A 24,284-nucleotide genomic window follows, 5' to 3' on the forward strand; every position below is an offset into this window, starting at 1 on the left:
TAGAAAACGATAATAACACATTAGGAGGATTACGATGCACCAGCTTGATTCATTACATCCCATTATAGAAAAAATAATCAACAATATTGAAAAATTAATGGTTGGAAAACGAAAAGAAACGATCTTAGCTTTGACAGCTCTCTTAGCTGAAGGTCATGTACTATTAGAAGATGTTCCTGGCGTTGGGAAAACAATGTTAGTACGTGCTCTTTCTAAATCTATTGATGCTGATTACAAGCGCATTCAATTCACACCTGATTTACTGCCGTCAGATGTAACAGGTGTTTCTATTTATAATCCGAAAGAGCTCCAATTTGAGTTCAAACCTGGACCAATCATGGGGAATTTTATACTTGCTGATGAAATTAATCGTACATCTCCAAAAACACAATCTGCCTTACTTGAAAGTATGGAAGAAGGCAATATTACAATAGATGGCAGGACAAGACCGTTACCAAAACCGTTCTTTGTAATGGCTACACAGAATCCGGTCGAATATGAGGGAACATACCCTTTACCAGAAGCACAGCTCGATCGTTTCTTATTAAAACTAAAAATGGGGTATCCTACACCAGAAGAAGAATTTGAAATTTTAAACCGGATGGAAAAAACAAATCCCATCTCCCATTTACAAGCTATTACAACAATAGAAGAATTACTTTATTTACAACAAAGCGTACGGGAAATAAGCATGGACAAAGCAATCAAGCATTACATTGTAAAGCTTGTTAGTCAGACTCGTTCTTATAGTTCTATACAACTAGGTGCAAGTCCACGTGGCTCGATTGCTTTAATGAAAGCTTCACAAGCTTATGCATTCATCCATGGCAGAAATTATGTTATTCCAGACGATGTTAAATTTTTAGCTCCTTACGTATTGGCTCACAGACTCATTCTAAAAATGGAGGCAAAATTTGAAGGGATAATAGGAGAACAAGTTATTGCAAAAATCGTTGCACGAACTACCGTTCCGACTCAAAGGAAGATGAACCTTTGATGAAACGGATACTACGAGCACTCTATCATTTTACTAAGTTATCACTTATTCCGTTATGCCTAGTCTTAACATTTGTATACGCTATGCTTCAAGGAGGATTTGTAAGTTGGTTTTTGTTTTACAGTATGATTCCTATTGGACTTTATTCACTACTGCTTCCCTTCTATGCTTTACGGAACGCCGAGGTAAAACGAATAACAAATCAAGACGAATATGTAGCAGGAGAACCATTTTTAAGTACGATTACAATAAAAAGAAGTTTTCCTTTTCCCTTACTTTATTTAATTATAGAAGATGTACTGCCATCACAATTTACAAATTGTAAACAAACAAAGATGAATAAAGTAATACTCTTTCCAGGATTGAAACGAAATATTTCGTTTCAATATGCAATTGATACAATCCCTAGAGGAGAGCACTCTTTTTCAAGCGTACGTGTCAAAACTGGTGATTTATTCGGTATGATGGAGAAAGAAATAACTTTTTCAGTTCCAGATACATTTTTAGTCTATCCCCAGTATGTAGATATAACATATCGACAAATGGAAAATCATTTCGAACAAGGAGCACTTTCAGCAAATATAAATTTAGTAAAAGACTCTACCATTTCTGTCGGTGTGAGAGACTATAAACCTGGTGACCGCTTTTCATGGATTGATTGGAAAGCAACTGCCCGAACAAACAACATTATGACGAAAGAGTTTGAACAACAGCGCAGCCATAATATTATGATATTCATGGACAGAACCCCATCCCCTCTATTCGAATCAGTCGTCACATTTACTGCCTCTATTGTCAGGTCTGTCTTGAAGCAAAATTCACCTGCGTCATTCGTATCTGTCGGAAAAGAACGAACTTTTTTCCCTTTAGACAATGGAGATAGTCAGTTGCATCAAATCTTTTGTCATTTAGCGAAAGTACAAGCAGATAGTGTATTCCCGCTCTCCCGAAGTGTAGAAATGGAATTAAGAAAAATTTATGAGCCCGTCACGATTATACTCGTGACAAGCGATCTATCTCCCGATATTCAAAAGGCGGCTGACTATGCTGCTGTTAAAAATAGAAAATTAATGGTGTTTGTCGTAAAAGAAAAAGCAAATCAACTCTCACATCGAGAACTCAGTATTCTAGAAACTCTACAAAAACGAAAAATATTTGTAAAAGCGGTTTATGGAAACCAGTATACAAACGTGTTTTTTGAGGTGAACAAATGATAACATTCCAGGCAAAAAAACAATTGGATATGAATAGATTCTTTATGCATGCGTGTGCATTTTTACTTTTATTAGAATGGCTAAGGCCTCTTATAGGTATTACAAACGTAGGTAGATTAGATATTTTTGTAATATTTATAGGAATTTGCCTCACTCTCTCTTTTTTTCAAACAAGATGGCAGATTCCAATAAAGATCATCACGATTTTATTCATCATTCATTTCCTGTATTATAAAAATGCTTTTATAAATCCATCTTGGCTAACGAAATTTTTTACTGATATTTCTCGAAATTTCTCCCTGTTATTTCAGGGGAATTTACTAGATATCTCTCCAGTTTTTCCAACACTTTTATTTTTTTTATCATTTTGGTTTTTGAGTGCTTTCATCTCTTTTTGGATGATTCATAAAAAACGCGGTTTGTTATTTCTTATATTGACTATTATTTATATCACCGTTTTTCATAACTTACATTTATACAATGCAAACTACGCTATTATTCGTACTGTTGTCATCGGCTTTATTATGCTTAGTCTTCTTCGCATAGAACGAATAAAAGAGCTGGAACACTTACAAAATTATGCTAGAGAAATCTCAAAATTACTTAGACCTCTTACAGTATTTATTGTATTGTCAGCAACCATCGCATACTTCGCTCCAAAATTTGGTCCTCAATGGCCAAACCCAATGGATTTTTTAAAATTCAACACATCCGAAGCAAGTAAAAAACAAGAAGTTTCTAAAATTGGGTATGGTTTAGATGACTCGAGATTAGGCGGTCCTTTTAAGGCTGACCCTACAATTGTTTTCACAGCACAAACGCAAAATAAACAATATTGGAGAGTTGAAACGAAAGATTTTTATACCGGAAAAGGCTGGGAAATTTCTGAAAATCAAAAAAAGATTTCTTTTAAAAATAAAAACGACGTCGTGAGCTGGTACGAACAACATACAAAAACGGAAACAACTAAGGCAACAATCAACATGCAAAAAAGTTATCCTCACCTTACCTATCCAGCAGGGTTAATATCTGTTGAGGCTTCTTCTAATGTAGAATACAGCATTGACCCATTTACAGAAAAAATCTATACGATGGACGGAGACTCCTCTACTACTTTACATTCATATAAAGTAACGTATGAGATTCCCGAGTTTTCCATAGAAAAATTGAAAGCTGTAAAGACAAATGAAGGCCAAGAAACAAATCCTTATTTCATGACAAAGTACACGCAACTTCCCGAATCATTACCGCAGCGAGTAAAAGACTTAGCTGCTAATCTAACAAATGATACAGACAACCGATATGATAAAGTATTAGCTATTGAAAACTACTTTACCGACCATTCTTTTGTATATGAAACAATGAATGTCTCGTTCCCTGCCAAAAACCAAGATTATGTTGATCAATTTCTTTTCGATACAAAAAGTGGCTACTGTAATAATTTTTCGACGTCTATGATCGTGTTACTTCGTTCTGCCGGTATTCCTGCTCGCTGGGTAAAAGGTTATACTGAAGGAACTCTTGATAATACGCTTGCCTCTGCAGAAGGTGAGGATGTTTATAAAATCGCGAACGATAACGCACACTCTTGGGTCGAAGTATATTTCCCTGGATACGGATGGATTCCATTCGAACCAACAAAAGGATTTACGAATCCCTATAATTTTACAAATAATACGCCTGCTCCTACTACACAAAATAGCGAAGAAACTAATTCTCAAAACGCGCAAATGCACAAAAGAAACAATGAAGCAAAGCTCAAAAGTTTAATAGAAGATACAGAAGAAACTCCTACTAAAAAGATTACAACTGCTAAAAATAGATTTTCTTGGTGGTACATATTCCTCTCTTCGATACTAATTAGTATTATAGGATACACTCTCTTCGCTACTAGAATGAAATGGATTACATTTTTTATCATTCTTTTCTATAAATACCGAAAAGATGATGCTGTTTATAACAAAGCTTATGGCGCACTTTTAAAACAATTTGCGCGAACCGGTATACCACGTGGGGAAAGTCAAACGTTCCGAGAATACGCTCTCCACATCGATACACTTTACAACTCGGCCGATATGCAACAACTTACTTTCAGTTATGAGAACGCTATGTATCAAAAAGGACAGGCTGCAGTAGAATGGAAAAAATCCGTACACTTATGGGAAATTCTTATGAAAAAGGCAGCTTCTCCGCCTAAATCAAATGACTTCCATTCAGCGATTTAATCTTGATAATGTGAGTTAAAAGAAAAAGCCTCAAAGAACAACATTGTTCTTTGAGGCTTTTTTTAATAAAGTGAAACTCCTAGTTATTCTCCAAGTACCTTCTCAATCTCAACCTCTAAATCCACCGGTTTCGTTTGTGGCGCAAAACGCCCTACTACTTTCCCGTCTTTTCCGATTAAAAACTTAGTAAAGTTCCATTTCACTGCTTTCATACCTAGTAAACCTGGTGCTTGTTCTGTCATGTATGTATAAAGCGGATGTGCCTTATCACCTTTCACATCAACCTTTGCAAACATCGGGAAATTTACACCGTAGTTTAATTCACAAAAACTAGTAATATCCGCTTCTGTACCTGGTTCTTGTCCTCCGAATTGGTTACAAGGGAAACCGAGTATTTCTAGTCCTTGGTCTTTATATTTATCATATACTTCTTGTAATCCTTTATATTGCGGTGTAAAACCACATTTGCTAGCTACATTTACAATAAGAAGTGCTTTTCCTTCGTAATCTTTTAACGATTTATCTTCTCCTGTTATCGTTTTAGCTGAAAAATCATAAATTGTCATTGTCCTTGCTCCTCTCTTCACTATCATTCTATGTTTATACTATACTACATTCATGAATATACAGCTCTTTTTACGTACTTACACCCTCAAATGATAGCGCTTTATTTCCGTTCGAAAATTCGACACAAACTACTAGACTTTTATGATGGAAAGTTTTACAATTAAATTGTGAACAAAATGTGACAGTTTATATTCCATTATAAAAGAAAAGGATGGTGTTCATTATGAAAACTGCACAACATGAAATGATTTCAAATCGCGAGTTTTATTTCGTACTATATATGATGTTATTGTATGTGATTGGCTGGGTAATCGATGTAAATGGTTTATTTTTAAGCTCCTACTTTAATTTAGCAGGAGAAATTATGCTTCCAATCGTTGGTGGCATAGTTGGACTGTTCGTTATGTCTATCAATAAAGAACAAACGAAATAACAACACTTTAAAAAGGCAGAAGACGAGCTTTCGTTTTCTGCCTTTTTCTATTTTAGCGTATAATAGAAACATGCAGTAACTAAGGAGTGGTAATGATGAAAAAAGTAGAGCAATTATCTTCTCACCTATATCTTATTGATGATTTCGATTTACAACATAACGAACGAACTGGTACGTACGTTTTATTAGGTGACGATATTACTTTAATTGAAACTTGTGCAGCCCCTTCTCTTCCGTATATTTTAGACGGCTTACAACAATTACATATTGATTTAAGCGATGTAAAAAACATTGTTGTTACACATGTTCATTTAGATCACGCCGGGGCTGCTGGTTTAATGATGGAAAAGTGTCCACATGCTACTTTATATGTGCATTCTCGCGGTGCTCGTCATATGATTGACCCAACAAAACTCATTTTAGGCGCAAAAGCTGTATACAAAGAAGATTTCGATAAACTATTTGATCCAATTCTTCCTATAGAAGAAAAACGTGTTCGTATTGTACAAAATGGTGATACGTTAAAAATTGCCGAAGACCGTACACTTACATTTTACGATACACCGGGACATGCTAAGCACCATATTAGCATTCACGATTCATTAACAAATGGCATTTTTACTGGCGATACAATAGGAATTTACTATAGAGAACTCGCAGACCTTGGTGTAGAACTATATTTACCATCAACGTCCCCTTCACAATTCCAACCAGATGCGATGATTGCTTCTAAAAATCATATTCAAAGTATGAATGTAGATACTATTTATTTCGGCCATTACGGTGCATCATCCAATGTTACAGAAGTATATAACCAACTGGAACATTGGTTACCTATTTTCGTTCATACTGGTAAAGAGGTCTTTGAACAGTATAATGATTTCGATGAGGCTACTAAAGCATTACAAACTGTATTAATGGATAAGATCTCTTCTCACCTTACAAAATTAAAGGTTCCATCAGATCATTCCGTTTATAACATTTTACATCTAGATATAGAAATTAGCGCGATGGGCATTATAGATTATTTCACGAAGCAAGAAAAAGTAAATTCCACTATTAAATAACCGTAAAAGAAGAGATATACAACGGTAGTTATTGTATATCTCTTCTTTTTTTGAATATATTTTGAGTAAAGGATGGTGGAATGTAATGCAAAAAGTGATGCTATATCTCTGCTTCACCTTATTTATCATCTTATTATTATTTGTCGGAGTGAAAATTCAATTTTATTTAGATACAGACGCGCAGGTGAACTTTAACGTGTATCCAAGGTTATTCTACTTTACACTCTTCCCTCTTATAGTTGGCATTTTATTACGATTCCTTCAATCCATTAATCGCGAAACGAGTAAACAAAACTGGAGCTTTCAACCGGATAAATTTATCGCGCTTACGTTGCCTACGCTATTCATTTCCTTTTCTCCAGCTCTACTCTTTTCACCCGTTGGTGCATACCTACCTTATTTAGCTAATATTATTCTTATAAATACAACTTTTGTTACGATAATTAGTTTAATAGCTGGTTATTCCCTTTTAGATTGTTTTATACAAAAAGACAAGGAGAATAGTAAGGAATATAACTAAGTGATTTCCCACTTTTACTTTATTAAGCAAATCAAGATAATTATGCCCTGACTTGTATGCAAAAGAACTTAATGTTCAATTTTTAAGTGTCGTTGGTTATGGTAGTTTATTTATAAGTGCAATACTCCTTGTAAGAGTTGCTATATATGTGGTAAGGAAATTTATGTAATAACAAAACGAGTATGAAATCGCATAGATTTTATACTCGTTTTTTATTGTTCATATATTTAATTGACAATAGGAAATTTATGTTAAAATTAAGAAAGTCGTGCACTAAGTCAAAATATATTTCAAACAAGGGAGACTTATTATGAAATTAGGGACTTTCTCGTTTCTAACGTTTCTCGCAAGTATATGTTCTTTCTTTATTTTAAGAGGACCTCATGCAAATTTAACTTTAATTATTACGATTTTAGGCATACTTTCATTACTCGGAATTATTTTTGCGATCGCATCAAAAAATTGGTTATTCGGAATAGTTGGTACAGCATTAAATGCAGTAATATTAGTATTTGTATATTTCTTATTGCTAGCAAAAGGAATAGGTGGTTAATATATTTACGTTTCAATAAGAAAAGCTCACAGCTTAGGCTATGAGCTTTTTTATTTATCGCACCTTTTCATCTACATACTCCATAAACTGCTCTGCTTTCATAAACCTTTCTTTGTACGCCTCAGGTATATCTTCTACTTTTATTCCACCAGTCGATTTAGTCTTCACTCGTACTATTTCATGTGTCATTAAAGCTTCCATATAGCGATCAAACTCTTCTTTCGTTAATATTTCTTTACTAGATTTATGACCATTTAATTTATCAAAGTATGGTTGAAGGCCCATACTTACCTTTTTCATTTCTTCTCTTTTTTCTGGTGATAATTGATCATAATCAATATTACCGTTCGAATCCCCGTACGCAAGCTTTGCATTTGTTAATTTTTTTAGTTCTTTTGTAAATTCTTCATATTCCTTCGCACCCATTTCATCTTTCGCTTCTGATAATTTTGCATTAAAACGCATATATGTTTCTAACGTCATTGCTCCAGCATGTTTTTTTAAATTCTCAAACGATCCGTATATACCATCCGCCATAATAGATTGATACGCAAAACCAGTCGTTGGGAGTAAAAATGCTGCCGCAAGCACCCCTGCGATAAGGCGCTTCTTCCTTTTACTTCCCCCGCTCTTCATTTTTATTTGGACAATTACTTTTTCCTTTAACTCCGGCGGAGCAATAATCCCCTTCGCTTCTTCTTGTATAGATTCTCTAACTCTACAATCTAAGCTCATTTCACATTCCCTACCTCTCCTAAAAAGATTTCTTCTACTTGCTCTTTTTGACGTAGTTTCTTTAATGCCGCATGAATTCTAGACTTCACTGTACCGATTGGAATATGTAATATGTGTGCTACTTCTTCTTGAGTGTAATCGTGTAAGTATCTTAAGATAATAACTTGTTTCAATTTATACGGTAATTTATGAATGAGTTTGATTAGTTTTTGATTTGATATTTTACTTACAACATCATTAGAAAAATCAATTTGCACTGGTTTTCTTTGTTCTTCTGCTTTTTTTATAATGCGTAGTCGCATCCACCTCTTTCTTCTATAAGAGTGAATTTGTTTAATCGCAAGTCCAATTAGCCAAGGACGAAATGGCTTCTCACCATCATACTTACGAAGCGATTCATATAGTTGTATGTATATTTCTTGAACGACATCATCTACATCCGTTTTATCACCTATTAAAAAATGTGCTGTTTTATATACTTCTTGAATCGTTTTATCATACAATTCGCTATACGCTTCTTTATTGCCTGATAAAGTTAATTGGATTAAATCTGAATACACTGTTTCCCCCTTCATGTACCATCCCTCCTTTGTCCTACACTATATATTGGCAAGAAAACGATATTTCGTTCGATTTCTTTCAAAGTTTTTTCAAATAAATTAATATAATGATGCAATGACTTCATAAGCTTCACTTATAACCCTGCATAACAATTATATAATTTTCCAATTTCTAATAAAGATTTAAAATAATATATATATTCAAATTTAGGAGGATGTATATGAAAGCTATCATTGTAACGTCGTTCGGTGGTCCTGAAGTGATGAAATATACAGATGTGGATATGCCGACTATTTCAGAAGATCAAGTTTTGATTCGCGTTGTTGCTACTAGTATAAATTTCGCCGATATTAAATCCCGTTATGGTAAAAAAGGAAATACAGCACTACCTTTTATACCAGGGATAGATGCCGCTGGTATTGTAGAACGTGTCGGTTCTCAAGTGAAAAATATTTATCCTGGACAACGTGTCATTGCTTTTCCTCAAAATGGATCTTACGCAGAATACGTTTTCGCAAACGAAAACCTTACTTTCGTTTTACCTGATAACGTCGATTTTCAAACTGCAGCTGCTTGTCCGATTGTATCTTTTACAAGCTATAATTTACTCGCAAATGTTGCAAGGCTTCAACAAGGTGAGTCTGTACTCATTCATGCAGCGGCTGGTGGAATTGGTACGACAGCAATTCAACTTGCAAAACGATTAGGGGCTGGAACAATTATCGGTACTGTTGGAAATGAAGCGAAAGGTAAAATCGCTTTAGATGCTGGAGCTGATTATGTTATTTGTCATCAAGATGAGGGTTTTGTAGAGAAAATCAATGCGCTGACAAATGGCGAAGGGGTCGATGTAATTTTAGATTCTATTTCTGGAACGGTTTCGGAAAGAAGTTTAAAATGTCTTGCTTATTACGGTCGCCTCGTTCATTTCGGTAATGCAAGCGGTGAAATTGGTAACTTTCAAACGAAAGATTTACACGCAAGTTGCCGCTCTATACTCGGTTTTAGCTTCGGCACTACACGAAAAAAACGTCCTGAACTCCTCCAAGAAACTGCAAATGAAGTTTTCCGCTATTTGCGTGACGGAAGTTTACAAATTAAAGCCACGAAATCTTTTCCACTTCAAGATGCAGGGAAAGCACATGAATGGGTCGAAAGTAGAAAAAGTACAGGGAAAGTAATACTAACTGTTCAGTCCTCTTCCTGAAATGAATACTTGAAACCGAGGTGTCATTCATGGGATCACGAATTATGCATGCTATTATCGCTAACAGGATTGCCGAGAAATTATCTATTCAAGATAAAACTTCTTTCATACTTGGAGGTGTGGCCCCTGATGCGGTTCATTCAGCAGAAGAAAAAGGAACTTCACACTTTTACGCTGGCACAACGAAAAACTATACGAGAAGGATAGATTTCAATTCTTTTTTTCAAAAATATAAAGCTCATATGGATTCCCCTTTTCTTCTTGGCTATTACACCCATCTCATTGCCGATGACAATTGGCTAAGTGGCTTTTTTCTACCATGGCTAAAAAATAGAATAGAAAATGACGAAACGATCGCACCTATGTACTATAACGATTTTAAATTGTTAAATGCAAAGTTGCTTCATCATTATGATACAGAACAGCAGCTCTTCTCTCTTCTCAACCAAGAGGCTCACATTGTGGATATTGAAGAAGTTTCTAAAGAAAACATATTAGCTTTTCGGAAGTATCTTTTTGAAGATATGTTGTATCCGGAGCAACATTTGCATGAAGACTTACAAGTATTTACGTTTAATCAAATCATTGGTTATATTGAGACAGCTATTGAAAAAGGCGTATTTTATATTAATCAACTCTCTAATGAAAAATCCACTTCAAACATGTAATCCCCCTCAATATATTTGAGGGGGATTTTCACATAGCAATATTATTATTTGTTCTTTTCCATAACCGCAAAATAATTGCCTTCACTATCAGCAAAGTTAAATACTTTACCAGAAGGCATAGTTACCATTTCACCAACAGTAACATTTTTATTTTTTAAATCTGTATATAATTGATCAAGATTTTCTGAGAAGAACATTAAAGATGGTGTACCAAGATTTAATTCTGGGCTCATCTTAGAAATAACTTCTTTGTTATGTAGTATGATACTCGTTTCTGCACCGTTAGTCGGAGCGATTTCAATCCATCTCATTCCTTGCTTGTTATCTTCCTCTGCAACTACATGAAACCCTACCTTTTCCGTCCAAAAATTTACTGCCTCATCTTGATTATTTACATACAACATAATTTGTCCAACTTTATGGATCATTTCATTTCCCCCTAATGGTTTTTATATTCTATGTAGGTTTCTACAGGTGCTACCGTTATTCCTTTTGAATTTATATGTACTTCTTTGCAAAATTTATCGACTGACTCATCCCATCCAATTCGTCAAAGTAATCATTTCTTTCAATCATGTTATATCCGTCGAATCTAATTTCATCTAATACCTTGAAGAATATATCGAAATCGACTTCACCATTTCCTGCTGCTACTTCTATATACTTACTCGAACTATCACTTTTTACTTCTTTACAATCTTTAATATGAGTTTGTACTATATAATCTTTTAATAGTAATAAACCTTCTACCGGATTTTCATTTACATTACTTATTAAATTTGCTGGGTCAAAGTTAACCGCTAGTCCTTTTAAATTTATATTTTCTAAAAATCTTTTTAACACTATCGCTTTTTCAGAACCAGTCTCAATTGCGAAAATCCCTCCAAATTTGAGTGCTAATTCCCCTATCTCATAACAAACTCGTTCCATTTTATTATAATACTCACTTTTTTCATCATCTGGAATTCCCCCGATATGAGCTGTTATTATCTTTGCTCCTAGATCCAAACCTCTGTCAGTAATGTATTTAAACTGATCTATTTCACTGTCAACTTCCGTTCCCACAATTCCATTTTCTCCAAAGCTAATTGCTAATGATGGAACCTTTATTCCATTAAAAGATAAGCTTTTCTTTAAAGTATTCCATTCTACCCTTGGAATATTAGCTATGTTGAAGTTCTTATTCATAGCATATAATTGAATACATTCTACATTCCATTCTCTCGCCTTATTTATTCCTTCATTTACTTCAATATGTTTCGTATTTAAAAACATTCCTAATTTCCTATCCATATATGTACCTTCTTTTTATTATTTCGCATCAGTTTAATATTCGACTCTCTTTATATTACTTCCTTGTACAAAACTAAATGAGAAATAATTTACCTTTATCGATATTTCTTATAATATAGGTACATTTAAATTCCCTTTGTTATTGAATTACAAACAAAAAAGACGTAACTACAAATAGTTACGTCTCCCTAATTATTTATCTAGGTTTTTTCTTCCCAGTAAATGCTGGTTTCTTTTTCTTTGGTGCTTTCGGTTTCGTTTCTACAAATGATCCGTTGAACATTTCTTGCTTCGTAAACACGATACCTAATTTTTTTGCAAATTGAAGTAATTTACGCTCTTCTTGTTGTGTTACAAGAGAAACGACAGTTCCTTCTTTACCCATACGTCCTGTACGTCCTGAGCGGTGAATATATTGGTCTACTGTGTCTGGTAACTCCAAGTGGATTACATGTGTTAAATCATCGATATCTATTCCACGTGCTGCAATATCAGTAGCAAGTAGAATTTCTAATTTCCCGCTGCGGAAAGCACGCATCGTTGCTTCACGCTCTTGCTTACTTGCCTCTGAATGAAGAGCTGCTGCTTTCATTTTACGGAATTGCAATTTCTGAGTAATTTCATCTAAACGGAATGGGTCATTTAAGAAAGCAACAGCTTTTACATCGCCCATATGCATAATTCTTCTTACGTAATCATTTTTTTCGCGTCGCTCACAAATGATATACGTATGCTCAACTAGGCTTTTTGACTCTGCACGTGTTATACGTACTAATTGTGGTTCAACTGCTAAATCACGTGCAGCATCTTCTGCCGCTTTTGTAATTGTCGCCGAGAAGAATACTAATTGACGATCTCGCATTGTAGATTTAATTACATCTTGTACTGCGCCCATCATCTTTTGTTTTACAATTTGATCAAACTCATCAAATACAATCGTTTTTACTTCATGCATCTTTAGCTTTTTCATTCGAATTAATTCTAAAATACGTCCTGGTGAACCGACAATTACTCTCGGGTGTTTCTTTAATTTTTCAACTTGGCGCTTAATATCTGCACCACCAATTAAAGATGCCCCTGAAATTTCAGTCCCTGCTGTAAACTTTTGAACCTCTTCGTGAATTTGCATGACAAGCTCACGTGTTGGCGCTAAAACAACAACTTGTGGTTGTTTTACTTCAGGATTGATTTTATGTAAAAGGGGTAATAAGTACGCTAATGTTTTTCCTGTTCCAGTTGGAGATTCAGCTATAACGTCTTGTCCTTCTAAAATAGTTGGAATCGCTTGTTTTTGAATTTCAGTTAATTCTTTAAAACCAGCCTTCTCCCAAGCTTGTTGTAAAAATGGTTGCATATCTTTTATCATTTGTTTTTCTCCTTTATCTCTATTTTTGAAGAAAATGTTGTATTGTTCGCACCGTTTCTATCATGTGTGAAATAACAGCTATTAAATCATCAACATGGTCTTCTGTAATCGCTTTTTGAAATAGAACCTCTACCTTATTATGATATGAAATCGCTTGCTTATTATATTCGTATGAAATTTTCTGCGTAATCATTCTTTCTTTTCCCCATATAGAATGCATGAAAGTTTCAATTTCTTCACACACTACCTCTGGCTTTTCTATCGGGAATGAAAATGCTAACTTCATTTCACAACCTGGTGTAAATTGTGGTACTTCCAATATTTCACCAGACAAGTTCTTTGCATCTACAGATAGTGAAAATGTTGCTTTTACTACCGGTTCGAACGGTTCTGTTAATTGAAATGAAATATGGTATATACGACTTAATGAGGCAAGGTCCATCATATCTTTTCGATCTGTTACAAGAATATCTCCATGTAAATCAAAATCATAAACAGCACCTTCTACGATTACTTTTAAATTATCAAAAGCAGTTGGATCAAACATAATTTCCTCCAAAAAACAGGCGCCTTTCGATGGAAAGGCGCCACTTGATGTATATATAGTTTACAGATAAACGAGATGAATTACAACCTTTTAGAATAAACCTACTGCTTTTCCATCTTCATTTACATCCATTTGTAGTGCTGCTGGCTGTTTTGGAAGGCCTGGCATTGTTAACATTGTTCCTGTTAACGCAACGATAAACCCTGCACCAATAGATGGTTTTAGCTCACGAATTGTAACGATAAAGTCAGATGGACGACCTAATTTTGTTGCATCGTCAGAAAGAGAGTATTGTGTTTTAGCCATACAAATTGGTAGGTTACTCCATCCTTCTCCTTCATATTGAGCTAATTGCTTACGTGCTTTCGGAGCAAACTCAATATCTTTTGCACCGTACACCTTTTGAGCAATTGTACGAATTTTTTCTTCTAATGGTAATTCTAATTCATAAAGTGGTGCGTAGTTGTTCTCACCTTTTTCGATTTCTTTTAATACTTTTTCAGCAAGGTCAACTCCGCCTTGGCCACCTTTCTCCCAAACTTCCGTTAAGGATACTGCATAACCACGCTCATTGCACCACTCTTGTAAGTATGCAACTTCTGCATCTGTATCTGTAATAAATTTATTAATTGCAATTACGAAAGGTACACCGAAGCTTTGAATTGTTTCAACATGCTTCTGTAAGTTTTCCATACCTTTTGCTAATGCGTCTACATTTTCTTCTTTTAATTGATCTTTTGCTACGCCGCCATGCATTTTAAGCGCACGGATCGTCGCAACAATAACAACTGCTTCTGGTTTAATGCCAGCAGCACGAGCTTTAATATCTAAAAACTTCTCTGCACCTAAATCAGCACCAAATCCAGCTTCTGTAATAACATAATCACCTAATTTTGCGGCCATTGTTGTAGCGATAACACTGTTACAACCGTGAGCGATATTCGCAAATGGTCCACCGTGAATGATAGCTGGTGTATTTTCTAACGTTTGCACTAAGTTTGGTTTTAATGCGTCTTTTAATAATAATGTTAACGCACCTTCTACACCTAAATCTTTAACCGTTACAGGTTGATTTGCAAAGTTATAAGCAACTACGATGCGAGATAGACGCGCTTTTAAATCTTGAATATCTGTTGCAAGGCAGAATACGGCCATAATTTCAGATGCCACTGTAATATCGAAACCGTCTTCACGTGGTACACCTTGAACTGGTCCACCAAGACCAATTACTACGTTACGTAGGGCACGATCATTTAAGTCAACACAGCGTTTCCAAACGATTTTACGCGTATCAATCCCAAGTGTGTTTCCTTGTTGGATATGATTATCAATAAACGCCGCTAACGCGTTATTAGCAGTTGTGATCGCATGAATATCTCCAGTAAAGTGAAGGTTAATGTCTTCCATAGGTACAACCTGTGAAAAACCACCACCTGCTGCTCCGCCTTTTAGTCCCATCGTTGGTCCAAGAGATGGTTCGCGAAGTGCAATTACTGTTTTCTTACCAATTTTATTAAAAGCTTGACCTAAACCAACTGTTACTGTTGATTTACCTTCTCCAGCTGGAGTTGGGTTAATCGCTGTTACTAAAACAACTTTACCGTCTTTCTCATCCTGTAAGCGCTTAAAAATGTCAAGAGATAACTTACCTTTATAATGTCCGTATGGCTCTAATTCATCTTCTAAAATATTTAATTCAGCTGCAATTTCTTGAATCTTCTTCATACTCGCTTCTTGTGCGATTTCAATGTCGGATTTAACTGTTGTAGTAGTTGTCATATACCCTAGTCCCCCTTTAATTGGTTCTGATGATATTGTATCAGTTTTTTGTATTTTCTGCACTTATTTACCTCCTAAAAATTCTTTCATTTCTTTATACGTTTTTTAACATAAATACCCATAAGAATGTTAACGATTGTTGTAACTCGATAGGTAGTTGACCTAGCATCTTCTCATTTACTCCGCGCTTATATACACCGATGCCATCTACAACTTCAAAACCTTGTTCTTTCGCTAACTGTTCAAACTCCCAAGGCATCATCGTATTACAAACAACGTCTTTGCCATATAAACGAGGATAACTGTTCTCTCGAGGCTTTGCTGTCGGTCCTAAAATTGCAATACATGCATACCCATCTCTTTTTAAAACGCGCTTTATCTCATTTAATGCCCGTAATGGCTCCTCGGTCCATTCTAAAGAATTAATTGCCATAATTGATTCAAATTGCTCATTTTCAAATGGTAAGTAAGAAAGATCCCCTTTTATAAAAGATAAATTCGGTCCTTCTCCACGCTCCTTCCCTTTTTGAATCATCACTTCTGATAAATCTACTCCAACTGCTTTATAGCCCGCGCGACTTAATTTATATGTACCGTATCCATCACCACAACCAACATCGAGCACTTGAGCTTCTTTTTTCACGTATTTTTCAAAAAATGGAATAATTGTACTCCTACTCCCGCTGTCCCACATCTCTTGACTATTTTGAGTCCAAAATTCTGCACTACTATCCCATTTTTTCTCTGCTGATTCATGCCAATTAAATTTCGTCATACATTCCCCTGCCTTCACGTTTTATCACTCATTTCATTCTACATCATTTTCCAAAATTCCTGTTTATCTTCACTAGGAGATGTACAAGCTAATAATGGAATCTTTATTCTCCAATTTTTGCTTTACTTGGGTTTAACTCATACTCATGTTCTTCTCTTTATGTAAGATACTATAGGTACACCCAATTGAAAGAGAGGGATGTACATGCGAAGAAAGAGAAATCATCATTTTAAAAGTGGTGAAAAAAACGAAGAGTATGCAGCTGAAATATCACCAGCTGGCATACCAATTAGACATAAGCGTACAGAAATTGCAAATGAAATAGAAGGTACAAATACCGGTGCAATGGTAGGCTATGTCGCTTTATTTCTTTCGCTTTTCTCAATTGCATTTTATCCGGTTACACTCGGCTCTCTTGCGATTTTAGTCGGCTTATTAGCTGTCAATTTCGGCGCAAGAACACTTGGATATACAGCAATCGGTTTTGGTAGTTTTTCTGTTTTATTTACTTTACTCTATCCGCTTGCTTTGTCAGCGTTTTAAAAAAAACACACCAAGTTATACTTGGTGTGTTCATTCGTGGTACAACATAATATGACCGCATCCACAACAATGTTTCGCTGTAATTTCTTGAAACACTGGATAATTCTCTTCATCCCGATGCTCAATAAACACCTTTTCAAATCGATACATATTTGGTGCATATGCCCAATCTTGTTTCGTCCGTGCATACAAAGTTGAGGAAAAAAACTCCTCACCACCGCAAACGATACATGTATTCTTCATCACTACCCCTCCTATGCTTGTCTTACTTCATCTATATGAACATAAGCATAAAAAAAAGACCTTCTATTACTAGAAAGTCTTCTCTGAAACAAAAAGAAATGTACCAAACATTCCTACTCCGCTATATTCTTTCGTAACACCAGCTTCTGTTTTAAATGTTTGCTTTGCAGTCATAAAGAATACACCATTTCGTGCATCTGTACTTTCAAATTGTAATTTTTCTTTTTTACCATCTACATTTTGTGTGCATTCAAAACTACTCTCATCACATTTCAATGCATACTTATCCTCTACATATACTTTAAAATCCGATTCTTTCGGACAAGTAATAAGTAAAATCGCTACGAGAATAATACTTACAATACCCACAATTGTATAATATTTCTTCATTTGTACTCCTTTCAAATGACAAGAAAACTTGACTTCATGCGCCAAGTTTTCTTAGTCCACAACCCATTGCCATTCTTGTTCTTTCTTATCAAAAATGAGCCAACCTGTCTCTGTTGCTTCTGCTTTCAATTCATCAATATTATCTAGTACCTCATCCGTGCTTTCATACGAACCAACTACATATACCGGAATTTCAAGACCTCTTCTTGACTCAATTTTCCCTGCTAGATCAATATAAAGACCATCCTCCATTAATGGAAGAAGCCCCATGATCACTTCTTTCGAAATTGCTGGGAAAATTTTTGATTTTTGGAACAAAGAAAAACGTTTCTTACCGAAAGCACCGAGTTTATAAGGAATGACTTTACTTAACATCCCTACAAAGTCAGCAATTCTACGATAATACACTTTGTTGTACCATCCATCATCATGTGAAAAATAAACAAATCTATTTTTCAATAGCGGAAAGAATGTTCTTGCAAGTGGTTCTTTTTTGTGAGCCAAATATAAAAGCTCTGCAATTTCTTTTGGCTCTAATTCATCTAAATCGCTTGCATCATCAAAATCTACCCAACAAAATTCATCAAATTCATCAATCTCTGCTTGAATTAGCTTATGTATATTTTCTTCCTCAACATATTCAAATAAAGTATGATAATGAAAATCTGTCCATTCAAAGTTATGCTTCAAAAGCAACACTTGATGAAGCGGTGAAGGGATGTTACTTGCAAACTCTTTAAACGTAATTCCTGATGTAATAAAACAATGACCCCGACGATTACCATTAATATATATCATATTCTTTACTTGGTCAGATCCTCCAGACAAAGCACCTAGCCACCTTCGTTTTATATGTTTCAATTCTATAGCATATTTTAACATGAAAAATTTTAGAAACATAGAAAAAAATTCAAAAACTATTTACAATTTCATGTGTTTTATTACATAGTGATTACAAGAAAAAACACCTGCTCGTGAGCAGGCGTTTTTAAAGGATTTCATCTGGGTTTTGAGGGTGATGATTTCCCTCTTTCTTTTCATCTTTTTGGAACATCGATTGAATTTTATCAATTGTTTGTGGAGCTAATTCAATCATTTTTTCTGCTAAATGTGTCGCATTTTGTAGATGCAGAATATTTACTCCATCTTTATTCACTACAAGAAATGCTACTGGTGTAATAGAAACACCACCCGCGCTACCGCCACCAAATGCAGGGTTACCGTTCGCTCTTTGTCCATCATTCGTTTGGAAATCAGAACCTCCTGCTCCAAACCCGAACGCTACTTTAGAAACCGTTAACACCACACCACCGTCAGCCGTTTGAACAGGCTCTCCAACAATCGTATTTACATCGACCATTTCTTTTAAATTTTCCATTGCCGCTTTCATTAACCCTTGAATTGGATGATCCACCGTTCATAACCTCCTTTGTCATATCTTTCCTAGTTTTTCCGAAAGTTTGTGAACTAAACATAAAATTTTATATTGATTTCAAAAATATTTTTATAATCTCAGCAAAAACAAAAAAATGCCCTTGAATTGTATGGATGTCTCTAACAATTCAAGGGCACTTCACATTAAATAACCTTTTTTATTTATTCTCCTACTTAATGTTCTCACTTCAAAGTCATAATTACCTGTCTTTCAACAAAACCAAACTCTTCGTACATCTCTTTCGCAAAATTCCCAGCAAATACATTCAAACGAATTTCTGAAAACGTCTCCTTCAACTCCTTAATACCAGCTTCCATCAGTTCTCTCGACAGTCCTTTCCCGCGATATTCTGGAAAAACGTATAGCTCATATATAAATCCAAGTTTTTCACGAGAAAAATAGTCTGCATTTTCCCCTATTAATATCCACCCCATTACATTGTTTTCTTGTTTAACGACTAAATAATATGCTCCCTTTTCTACAATCGGCCTTGTAATTTCAATTGCTTTCTCTGTACTTAACTGACAATTTCCCCTCGTTCCTTCAAAAAGCGATTGAGCTGCATATTGTATTATTTCGTCCGTTTCTTCCCGATTCGCCTTTTCTATCATTTTTCACAACTCTCCTCTTTAATAGGCATTAATATTGCTCGTTCAAGTTCCTCCGACTCAATCACAATTGCCATCAATCCCTGTTCCGTACTCGTTTCATGAGATTCGTCCTTCTCCCAAAACACAGCTTGTCCCGCTTCCACCTTCACTTTTTCTTTATCTGCTCCGCATACATATCCTTCTCCGTCCACAATAAGAAGCAGCTGTGATACAACTGCTTCATGATATCCAATTATTCCATTCTCTCGTAAATGCATAGCACCAATATGTACATTTCCTTTATGGTTTAATATTTTTGACATTATGAAATTAGATTAAAATGCTGAGATTTTCTTTCCCACTTTTTCACTAAAATCAAAAATTTTCATTACTAGTCCTCCCTATACGTATAAAACCATCCTTACTGTCTGCATCATATGTCCTTCAAAATCTTCTTCAAATTCCTCTAATTGAGCAAAACCTTTCGCTTCATAAAAACGTTTTCCTTTTTCATTCGCTGCTTCTACATGAATGTATAGTTTCCGAATTCCTTTTAATTCCGTTAACCCTTTTTGTAATAAAGCACTTCCTACCCCTTTCCCTTGCTGATCTGGTAACAAATAAATCGCTCCTAATTCTGCTTCGTTTTGCAATCTAACGGGTGAAAAATTCGCAAAGCCAATTACTTCTCCCTCTTCTTCCGCAACGAATAAATGTGTATTTTCAAGACGATATTTCATTTTTTCATCAGAATAAGCCTCATCTAAGAAACTGTCTTGAATCTTTCTCGGAATAATGTCTTCGTATGTATCATGCCAAGCTATTTTCGCTACTGATTGTACAGCGTGAATGTCTTCTTGCTTCATTTCTCTAATTACATATGTCATCTCGTTGTCTCCATTCTCTTAAAATTATATTCTGCTAATATACTAGAAGAAATGGCAGAACCATTTTCATAATTTACTTTAATTAATTTTAATTTCTCAATGGAAGCTGTTGCATGATCAAATTTTTCATAAATATATTCCATTGCAATTAAAAACTGATTTACATGTAACTTATTTGCAATTGTACAATGTGGAACCCATTTTCCTGGCACATAATATGAATTTAAATTATCATGAAAAATTTTAAAATTATCATGATAAGAATGATGAAGTTTTAACAATTCATCTGTAATGGTCGGTGCTAAAAAGACCGTTCCGTTAGTAGGAAAAATTCCAACAGAAGGAAAAGTTACCTCAGCCATATTCTCTTGAACAGCTACAAACACCTCTAATTTCTCCTTATATAAATGAACGTCTAACTCATGGTAATCAGCTAATGTAATATGAGGTTCTACTCCTGCTAATTGATTCGTGCCAATGATATTTGTTATTTCATTTTGCAATTCTATAATTTTATTAGTAAACACACGATCAAATGTAGCAATAATAGCGTACATACTTCCTCACCCCTTCGTTACATATAGCGCTTCCCATTCTTCACGAATCATACCCATTCTAATAGAATCATAGTATGTTCCGTTATAATAACGGCATTTGCGCATTCTACCTTCTAATGTCATTCCTATTTTCTCCGCTACTTTCATCATTCGTTTATTACCAGACCAAGTCGTGATTCCTACCCTACCAATTTCCATCTTTTCAAATATTAAATCTCGATATAACGTTAACGCTTCTGTACCGTAGCCACCATTCCAGTAATTTGGATTATAAATAACAAGCCCCATCTCCAACCAACGCGTCAGTTTATGCTCCCAATAAAACCCGATTGTCCCTATAATTTGGCCGTTATTTTCTATAATTAATTTAGATAGAGGTTCTTCTTTTAAACGAGTTTGCATCTTTTCTTTATAAGACGGGTATTCTTGCATTGAAAACGGAAAATACGGTGCATCCCATTTTTTCCATTCTGGATTTTCTTCTTTAAATACGAGACTCCATAATGTTTTTATATCTGATTCTTCAATTGTACGAATTGTAACTTTATCCCCTTTTACTCTTACGTTTTGCATAATTTCCTCCTACACTCCTCTTTATTTCATATATAATTATAATATTTTTTCAGAAAAATCAAAACAAATATCCTTTATTATATTGTATAATTTTGTTATAAGATACCAATTATTCATGTGGAAAGCTGGTGATTCAATGAATAATCGATTTAGTATTACTTTATTTCTCACTATTATTACAACAAATATTATTCTCTATTTCTTCTTACCATTACGTATTGTTACAAAATGGGACTTCAATGGAACGCCTACATCAACAATGGATAAAAGCACTTTTGTTATCGTAAATATAATTATTTGTTCCTTCTTATTCTTTTTATTTTTAGCTTTATTTAAAGCAGCGAGTAACCAGAAATCTCCCCTTTGGATCGGCAACACAATTTTACTATTTTTATTTTTTGTCGATATTGTCATCGCTCTCATTGCTCTTGGCTTCGCACTCCCTCTTGATCATTTAATATTTTTAGCATTAGGGCTTTTATTTATATTAATAGGCTATTTCAGTTCAAAAATTGATACGACTAAATCAACAATTTCATTGGAATGGAATGATAAGCATCTTGAAAAAAGAGCTTCAAATATTTGTAGTATTTCAATGATGATAGCAGGTATTTTCCTAGCCGGGCTTCCATTTATCATTCCTGCTCCGTATAGAGGTTATGCTATACTCACAATTTTTTTAGGAATGACGCTTGTCATTTTACCGAGTACGATTTACTTACTTCTGAAAGACAGTAAACAATCTACTCATTTAAAAAGATAATAAAAAAATAGGAGGCTCCATACCTCCTATTTCATCTTTTCTATCTCAACTAAAATACCTTTCTCTATCCAGCCTTCTACTCCATCTCTTTTAATTAAATCATATCCTGAGCAGCTGCCATCAATGAGAGAAACAATGTCCCCTTTTCTTACGCTTATTTGTGCACAAGAAATATCGGTTTTCACTGTGTATTCACCTGTCTCAAGTTGCCTAATATATTCATTTTTCACAGAGAGTAATTTATTCGTTTCCTTTTGCTTACATATTGTATAATCTTTCATCTTCTCCATAGGCTCTATGTAATAGTACGGATAGGTCACCCCGCCCTGCATTGATGTGTTCGCATTAAAATCAGCTATTACTTCATACTCTGGAAAATAGTCTACATATGTATAAAAAAACGTATCCCTTCCACTTTCCCTCTGAATGATAAATGCGTTTAATTGTCCTGCTTCTTTAATCGCATTTCCCCCATCAATCGCAATAATCTTTTTCTCCTCATCAATAACTGGATTGTTAGACGGTGCCTTGTCTGAATAGTTTACAACAGGCCAATGACCGACAACTACATACTTATTTGCTCTATGTGATTTATTGAAAAACTCTGGCATTGCTATCGCATTTTTGCGCTCTGTTTCTTTCCAATCTTCTTTATCATCAAGGCCAGCATGTACAAAAATATAATCTTCTGTTTCAATCGCTGTTGGTAATTCTGTTAACCACTTTATTTCTTTTGAAAAATGACCCATCAATATGTTTTTCACTTCACAAATATCACTTTCTTCATTAACGGTAACACTCAATTCCGCTAGCCACTCATTAAAAATTGTATTCTTTCGCGTACATAAATAATGTATTAGCGCGGGATTTTCATTTACAAGTGCTTCAACTACAACTTCACAATTCCCTTCAATTACATAAACGTTTGGCTTGCTAACTACTAGATCCATCACATAGTTTACGACGCCAATGCTATTTCTTCCTTTCTCACAAAGATCACCATTAATAATTAAATAATCCTCATCTTTAAAATTAATTTTATGTAGTAGTTCATTAAAAAGATTTAATTCTCCATGAATATCAGAAATAATGATGACTCTTCCATCATTTGGTATAGATAATTTCTTTATTTTTTCCAAGTATAAACGCTCCTAACATTCTCCAAATTCAATATTCCCTTGTTATTTTCTAATATTCGACAAATTATATTACTGGACCTGTTGCTAGCTCAAATCCAGAAAAGAAAATAGGTTCCATATATTTTTAAACATGGAACCTATTTAATATTATAGCTCTTTATAAAAAGAATAGCTTACCTTATCATAGCCCTCTCTTTCATAAAAACGATGTGCATCCATTCTTTGAAACGCAGATGTAAGAACGATAGAGCTGCACCCTTTTTCTTTCCCCCATTTTTCTACATATGACAGCAGAACTTTACCATATCCTTTTGATCTGTGTGCTTCCGCAGTTACAAGATCATATACGAAAACATGTTTCTCATTATAAAAATTCGTACAAATCGCTACACCAGCTAGACTAACTGCTTCATCCTCTTCATTACGTAGCGAAAATAGTTTATAATTCTCTTCTTTCATTTTTTGAAACAAAGAACTTGCTTCTTCTCTTGAAAGTTTCGTTCGTAACTGCTGTAATACGGGAAATACATCATGTAAATCCGCTTCTGTTACTACTTCTCTAATATTCATTTTGATTCTCCCCTTACTATTTATAAAATTTTCTAAATGTTATATCATCATTATAGAAAGCCACTGCCCTTAGCTTAAGTGACAGTT

Annotated in this window: 30 protein-coding genes and 1 pseudogene; 11 read left to right on the forward strand and 20 right to left on the reverse strand. The window is 34.7% G+C overall.

Features of this window, described 5'->3' with window-relative positions; all coding sequences use genetic code 11:
• The first annotated feature begins 34 nt into the window (after window positions 1-34).
• The 3 genes from ILT06_RS19015 to ILT06_RS19025 are packed head-to-tail and all read left to right on the forward strand — an operon-like array spanning window position 35 to window position 4,436.
• Entirely contained in the window at window positions 35-997 is a 963-nt protein-coding gene (locus tag ILT06_RS19015) for an AAA family ATPase (RefSeq protein ID WP_064473979.1), read from the forward strand.
• Window positions 997-2,211 (forward strand): DUF58 domain-containing protein, encoded by a 1,215-nt coding sequence (locus ILT06_RS19020; protein ID WP_064473980.1) that lies wholly within the window; start codon window positions 997-999, stop codon window positions 2,209-2,211. The genes ILT06_RS19015 and ILT06_RS19020 overlap by 1 nt, the downstream gene beginning before the upstream one ends.
• Window positions 2,208-4,436 carry a transglutaminase TgpA family protein gene (locus ILT06_RS19025; RefSeq protein WP_064473981.1) on the forward strand — a complete coding sequence of 743 codons (2,229 nt, stop codon included), beginning with the start codon at window positions 2,208-2,210 and terminating at the stop codon, window positions 4,434-4,436. Before ILT06_RS19020 ends, ILT06_RS19025 begins: the two co-directional genes overlap by 4 nt.
• 83 nt (window positions 4,437-4,519) lie before the next feature.
• Here the strand turns inward: ILT06_RS19025 and bsaA are convergent, their stop codons facing one another.
• Window positions 4,520-5,002 carry a glutathione peroxidase gene (gene bsaA, locus ILT06_RS19030; protein ID WP_064473982.1) on the reverse strand — a complete coding sequence of 161 codons (483 nt, stop codon included), beginning with the start codon at window positions 5,000-5,002 and terminating at the stop codon, window positions 4,520-4,522.
• 224 nt (window positions 5,003-5,226) lie between these two features.
• Between bsaA and ILT06_RS19035 the strand changes: the two genes are divergently transcribed.
• From ILT06_RS19035 to ILT06_RS19050, 4 genes are all read left to right on the forward strand, one after another.
• Complete coding sequence (locus ILT06_RS19035; RefSeq protein ID WP_064473983.1) at window positions 5,227-5,436, forward strand: DUF3925 family protein; 210 nt, start codon at window positions 5,227-5,229, stop codon at window positions 5,434-5,436.
• Window positions 5,437-5,531: 95 nt separating this feature from the next.
• Entirely contained in the window at window positions 5,532-6,503 is a 972-nt protein-coding gene (locus ILT06_RS19040) for an MBL fold metallo-hydrolase (RefSeq protein WP_064473984.1), read from the forward strand.
• An 85-nt stretch (window positions 6,504-6,588) separates the two neighbouring features.
• Window positions 6,589-7,023, forward strand: coding sequence for a hypothetical protein (locus ILT06_RS19045; protein ID WP_142315087.1), 435 nt, complete (start codon window positions 6,589-6,591; stop codon window positions 7,021-7,023).
• 310 nt (window positions 7,024-7,333) lie between these two features.
• Window positions 7,334-7,576 carry a hypothetical protein gene (locus tag ILT06_RS19050; protein WP_002065089.1) on the forward strand — a complete coding sequence of 81 codons (243 nt, stop codon included), beginning with the start codon at window positions 7,334-7,336 and terminating at the stop codon, window positions 7,574-7,576.
• A gap of 54 nt (window positions 7,577-7,630) precedes the next feature.
• Here ILT06_RS19050 and ILT06_RS19055 read toward each other — a convergent pair whose 3' ends face one another.
• Together ILT06_RS19055 and ILT06_RS19060 are read right to left on the reverse strand one after the other, a co-directional pair.
• A complete protein-coding gene (locus ILT06_RS19055) occupies window positions 7,631-8,311 on the reverse strand; it encodes a DUF3600 domain-containing protein (protein WP_064473985.1) in 681 nt (226 codons plus the stop codon).
• Window positions 8,308-8,886 (reverse strand): sigma-70 family RNA polymerase sigma factor, encoded by a 579-nt coding sequence (locus ILT06_RS19060; protein ID WP_088046618.1) that lies wholly within the window; start codon window positions 8,884-8,886, stop codon window positions 8,308-8,310. The genes ILT06_RS19055 and ILT06_RS19060 overlap by 4 nt, the downstream gene beginning before the upstream one ends.
• A 206-nt stretch (window positions 8,887-9,092) precedes the next feature.
• Here ILT06_RS19060 and ILT06_RS19065 point away from each other — a divergent pair, with 206 nt between their 5' ends.
• The gene (locus tag ILT06_RS19065) at window positions 9,093-10,079 is read left to right on the forward strand and encodes a quinone oxidoreductase family protein (protein ID WP_064473986.1); all 987 of its coding nucleotides are present in this window, start codon (window positions 9,093-9,095) and stop codon (window positions 10,077-10,079) included.
• A 29-nt stretch (window positions 10,080-10,108) separates the two neighbouring features.
• Window positions 10,109-10,747, forward strand: coding sequence for a zinc dependent phospholipase C family protein (locus tag ILT06_RS19070; RefSeq protein ID WP_061672518.1), 639 nt, complete (start codon window positions 10,109-10,111; stop codon window positions 10,745-10,747).
• A 44-nt stretch (window positions 10,748-10,791) separates the two neighbouring features.
• Here ILT06_RS19070 and ILT06_RS19075 read toward each other — a convergent pair whose 3' ends face one another.
• The 6 genes from ILT06_RS19075 to ILT06_RS19100 form a co-directional block, all read right to left on the reverse strand.
• Window positions 10,792-11,175 (reverse strand): VOC family protein, encoded by a 384-nt coding sequence (locus ILT06_RS19075; protein WP_064056645.1) that lies wholly within the window; start codon window positions 11,173-11,175, stop codon window positions 10,792-10,794.
• A 70-nt stretch (window positions 11,176-11,245) separates the two neighbouring features.
• The gene (locus ILT06_RS19080; protein ID WP_222655368.1) at window positions 11,246-12,040 is read right to left on the reverse strand and encodes a sugar phosphate isomerase/epimerase family protein; all 795 of its coding nucleotides are present in this window, start codon (window positions 12,038-12,040) and stop codon (window positions 11,246-11,248) included.
• A gap of 196 nt (window positions 12,041-12,236) precedes the next feature.
• Window positions 12,237-13,406: a DEAD/DEAH box helicase gene (locus ILT06_RS19085; protein ID WP_000588609.1), complete on the reverse strand. Its 1,170-nt coding sequence runs from the start codon at window positions 13,404-13,406 to the stop codon at window positions 12,237-12,239.
• Window positions 13,407-13,425: 19 nt separating this feature from the next.
• Complete coding sequence (locus ILT06_RS19090) at window positions 13,426-13,953, reverse strand: hypothetical protein (protein WP_000460226.1); 528 nt, start codon at window positions 13,951-13,953, stop codon at window positions 13,426-13,428.
• 90 nt (window positions 13,954-14,043) lie between these two features.
• Complete coding sequence (locus ILT06_RS19095; RefSeq protein ID WP_046953671.1) at window positions 14,044-15,732, reverse strand: formate--tetrahydrofolate ligase; 1,689 nt, start codon at window positions 15,730-15,732, stop codon at window positions 14,044-14,046.
• Window positions 15,733-15,826: 94 nt separating this feature from the next.
• Window positions 15,827-16,507: a class I SAM-dependent methyltransferase gene (locus ILT06_RS19100; RefSeq protein WP_064473988.1), complete on the reverse strand. Its 681-nt coding sequence runs from the start codon at window positions 16,505-16,507 to the stop codon at window positions 15,827-15,829.
• A 204-nt stretch (window positions 16,508-16,711) separates the two neighbouring features.
• Here ILT06_RS19100 and ILT06_RS19105 point away from each other — a divergent pair, with 204 nt between their 5' ends.
• A complete protein-coding gene (locus ILT06_RS19105; protein WP_222655369.1) occupies window positions 16,712-17,050 on the forward strand; it encodes a permease in 339 nt (112 codons plus the stop codon).
• Window positions 17,051-17,080: 30 nt separating this feature from the next.
• Here ILT06_RS19105 and ILT06_RS19110 read toward each other — a convergent pair whose 3' ends face one another.
• The 9 genes and pseudogenes from ILT06_RS19110 to ILT06_RS19150 all read right to left on the reverse strand — a co-directional run bounded on the left by ILT06_RS19110 (window position 17,081) and on the right by ILT06_RS19150 (window position 21,725).
• Window positions 17,081-17,293, reverse strand: coding sequence for a hypothetical protein (locus tag ILT06_RS19110; protein ID WP_000798747.1), 213 nt, complete (start codon window positions 17,291-17,293; stop codon window positions 17,081-17,083).
• 69 nt (window positions 17,294-17,362) lie between these two features.
• Window positions 17,363-17,683, reverse strand: coding sequence for a hypothetical protein (locus ILT06_RS19115; RefSeq protein ID WP_048540982.1), 321 nt, complete (start codon window positions 17,681-17,683; stop codon window positions 17,363-17,365).
• 51 nt (window positions 17,684-17,734) lie between these two features.
• The gene (locus ILT06_RS19120) at window positions 17,735-18,511 is read right to left on the reverse strand and encodes a hypothetical protein (protein ID WP_064473989.1); all 777 of its coding nucleotides are present in this window, start codon (window positions 18,509-18,511) and stop codon (window positions 17,735-17,737) included.
• A 160-nt stretch (window positions 18,512-18,671) separates the two neighbouring features.
• Entirely contained in the window at window positions 18,672-19,097 is a 426-nt protein-coding gene (ytfJ, locus tag ILT06_RS19125) for a GerW family sporulation protein (RefSeq protein WP_000349987.1), read from the reverse strand.
• A 203-nt stretch (window positions 19,098-19,300) separates the two neighbouring features.
• Window positions 19,301-19,729 (reverse strand): GNAT family N-acetyltransferase, encoded by a 429-nt coding sequence (locus tag ILT06_RS19130; RefSeq protein ID WP_064473990.1) that lies wholly within the window; start codon window positions 19,727-19,729, stop codon window positions 19,301-19,303.
• A pseudogene (locus tag ILT06_RS19135) lies at window positions 19,726-20,097 on the reverse strand (cupin). Before ILT06_RS19135 ends, ILT06_RS19130 begins: the two are co-directional and overlap by 4 nt.
• A gap of 12 nt (window positions 20,098-20,109) precedes the next feature.
• Entirely contained in the window at window positions 20,110-20,595 is a 486-nt protein-coding gene (locus tag ILT06_RS19140) for a GNAT family N-acetyltransferase (RefSeq protein WP_064473991.1), read from the reverse strand.
• Window positions 20,592-21,152, reverse strand: coding sequence for a 2'-5' RNA ligase family protein (locus ILT06_RS19145; RefSeq protein WP_064473992.1), 561 nt, complete (start codon window positions 21,150-21,152; stop codon window positions 20,592-20,594). The genes ILT06_RS19140 and ILT06_RS19145 overlap by 4 nt, the downstream gene beginning before the upstream one ends.
• A 6-nt stretch (window positions 21,153-21,158) precedes the next feature.
• Window positions 21,159-21,725, reverse strand: coding sequence for a GNAT family N-acetyltransferase (locus ILT06_RS19150; RefSeq protein ID WP_064473993.1), 567 nt, complete (start codon window positions 21,723-21,725; stop codon window positions 21,159-21,161).
• A gap of 136 nt (window positions 21,726-21,861) precedes the next feature.
• Between ILT06_RS19150 and ILT06_RS19155 the strand changes: the two genes are divergently transcribed.
• Window positions 21,862-22,488, forward strand: a complete 627-nt coding sequence (locus ILT06_RS19155) for a DUF1648 domain-containing protein (protein WP_064474004.1) — start codon at window positions 21,862-21,864, stop codon at window positions 22,486-22,488.
• Window positions 22,489-22,514: 26 nt separating this feature from the next.
• On the opposite strand, the gene ILT06_RS19160 is transcribed toward ILT06_RS19155, so the two are convergent.
• Together ILT06_RS19160 and ILT06_RS19165 are read right to left on the reverse strand one after the other, a co-directional pair.
• Window positions 22,515-23,627, reverse strand: coding sequence for a metallophosphoesterase (locus tag ILT06_RS19160; RefSeq protein WP_064473994.1), 1,113 nt, complete (start codon window positions 23,625-23,627; stop codon window positions 22,515-22,517).
• Window positions 23,628-23,774: 147 nt separating this feature from the next.
• Window positions 23,775-24,197 (reverse strand): GNAT family N-acetyltransferase, encoded by a 423-nt coding sequence (locus ILT06_RS19165; protein ID WP_064473995.1) that lies wholly within the window; start codon window positions 24,195-24,197, stop codon window positions 23,775-23,777.
• Window positions 24,198-24,284 lie beyond the last annotated feature (87 nt).

The organism is Bacillus sp. 17RED48, assembly GCF_019837545.1.
Classification (GTDB): Bacteria; Bacillota; Bacilli; order Bacillales; family Bacillaceae_G; genus Bacillus_A; species Bacillus_A wiedmannii.

Coding starts and splice junctions, on each gene's coding strand:
- ILT06_RS19055 (WP_064473985.1), bottom strand. CDS start 8,311: ATGAGCTTAGATTGTAGAGTTAGAGAATCTATACAAGAAGAAGCGAAG.
- ILT06_RS19140 (WP_064473991.1), bottom strand. CDS start 20,595: ATGACATATGTAATTAGAGAAATGAAGCAAGAAGACATTCACGCTGTA.
- ILT06_RS19040 (WP_064473984.1), top strand. CDS start 5,532: ATGAAAAAAGTAGAGCAATTATCTTCTCACCTATATCTTATTGATGAT.
- ILT06_RS19035 (WP_064473983.1), top strand. CDS start 5,227: ATGAAAACTGCACAACATGAAATGATTTCAAATCGCGAGTTTTATTTC.
- ILT06_RS19060 (WP_088046618.1), bottom strand. CDS start 8,886: ATGAAGGGGGAAACAGTGTATTCAGATTTAATCCAATTAACTTTATCA.
- ILT06_RS19130 (WP_064473990.1), bottom strand. CDS start 19,729: ATGATAGAAAAGGCGAATCGGGAAGAAACGGACGAAATAATACAATAT.
- ILT06_RS19025 (WP_064473981.1), top strand. CDS start 2,208: ATGATAACATTCCAGGCAAAAAAACAATTGGATATGAATAGATTCTTT.
- ILT06_RS19085 (WP_000588609.1), bottom strand. CDS start 13,406: ATGATAAAAGATATGCAACCATTTTTACAACAAGCTTGGGAGAAGGCT.
- ILT06_RS19115 (WP_048540982.1), bottom strand. CDS start 17,683: ATGAAGAAATATTATACAATTGTGGGTATTGTAAGTATTATTCTCGTA.
- ILT06_RS19155 (WP_064474004.1), top strand. CDS start 21,862: ATGAATAATCGATTTAGTATTACTTTATTTCTCACTATTATTACAACA.
- ILT06_RS19015 (WP_064473979.1), top strand. CDS start 35: ATGCACCAGCTTGATTCATTACATCCCATTATAGAAAAAATAATCAAC.
- ILT06_RS19050 (WP_002065089.1), top strand. CDS start 7,334: ATGAAATTAGGGACTTTCTCGTTTCTAACGTTTCTCGCAAGTATATGT.
- bsaA (WP_064473982.1), bottom strand. CDS start 5,002: ATGACAATTTATGATTTTTCAGCTAAAACGATAACAGGAGAAGATAAA.
- ILT06_RS19045 (WP_142315087.1), top strand. CDS start 6,589: ATGCAAAAAGTGATGCTATATCTCTGCTTCACCTTATTTATCATCTTA.
- ILT06_RS19100 (WP_064473988.1), bottom strand. CDS start 16,507: ATGACGAAATTTAATTGGCATGAATCAGCAGAGAAAAAATGGGATAGT.
- ILT06_RS19110 (WP_000798747.1), bottom strand. CDS start 17,293: ATGAAGAATACATGTATCGTTTGCGGTGGTGAGGAGTTTTTTTCCTCA.
- ILT06_RS19070 (WP_061672518.1), top strand. CDS start 10,109: ATGGGATCACGAATTATGCATGCTATTATCGCTAACAGGATTGCCGAG.
- ILT06_RS19080 (WP_222655368.1), bottom strand. CDS start 12,040: ATGGATAGGAAATTAGGAATGTTTTTAAATACGAAACATATTGAAGTA.
- ILT06_RS19095 (WP_046953671.1), bottom strand. CDS start 15,732: ATGACAACTACTACAACAGTTAAATCCGACATTGAAATCGCACAAGAA.
- ILT06_RS19020 (WP_064473980.1), top strand. CDS start 997: ATGAAACGGATACTACGAGCACTCTATCATTTTACTAAGTTATCACTT.
- ILT06_RS19090 (WP_000460226.1), bottom strand. CDS start 13,953: ATGTTTGATCCAACTGCTTTTGATAATTTAAAAGTAATCGTAGAAGGT.
- ILT06_RS19065 (WP_064473986.1), top strand. CDS start 9,093: ATGAAAGCTATCATTGTAACGTCGTTCGGTGGTCCTGAAGTGATGAAA.
- ILT06_RS19145 (WP_064473992.1), bottom strand. CDS start 21,152: ATGTACGCTATTATTGCTACATTTGATCGTGTGTTTACTAATAAAATT.
- ILT06_RS19150 (WP_064473993.1), bottom strand. CDS start 21,725: ATGCAAAACGTAAGAGTAAAAGGGGATAAAGTTACAATTCGTACAATT.
- ILT06_RS19105 (WP_222655369.1), top strand. CDS start 16,712: ATGCGAAGAAAGAGAAATCATCATTTTAAAAGTGGTGAAAAAAACGAA.
- ILT06_RS19165 (WP_064473995.1), bottom strand. CDS start 24,197: ATGAATATTAGAGAAGTAGTAACAGAAGCGGATTTACATGATGTATTT.
- ILT06_RS19075 (WP_064056645.1), bottom strand. CDS start 11,175: ATGATCCATAAAGTTGGACAAATTATGTTGTATGTAAATAATCAAGAT.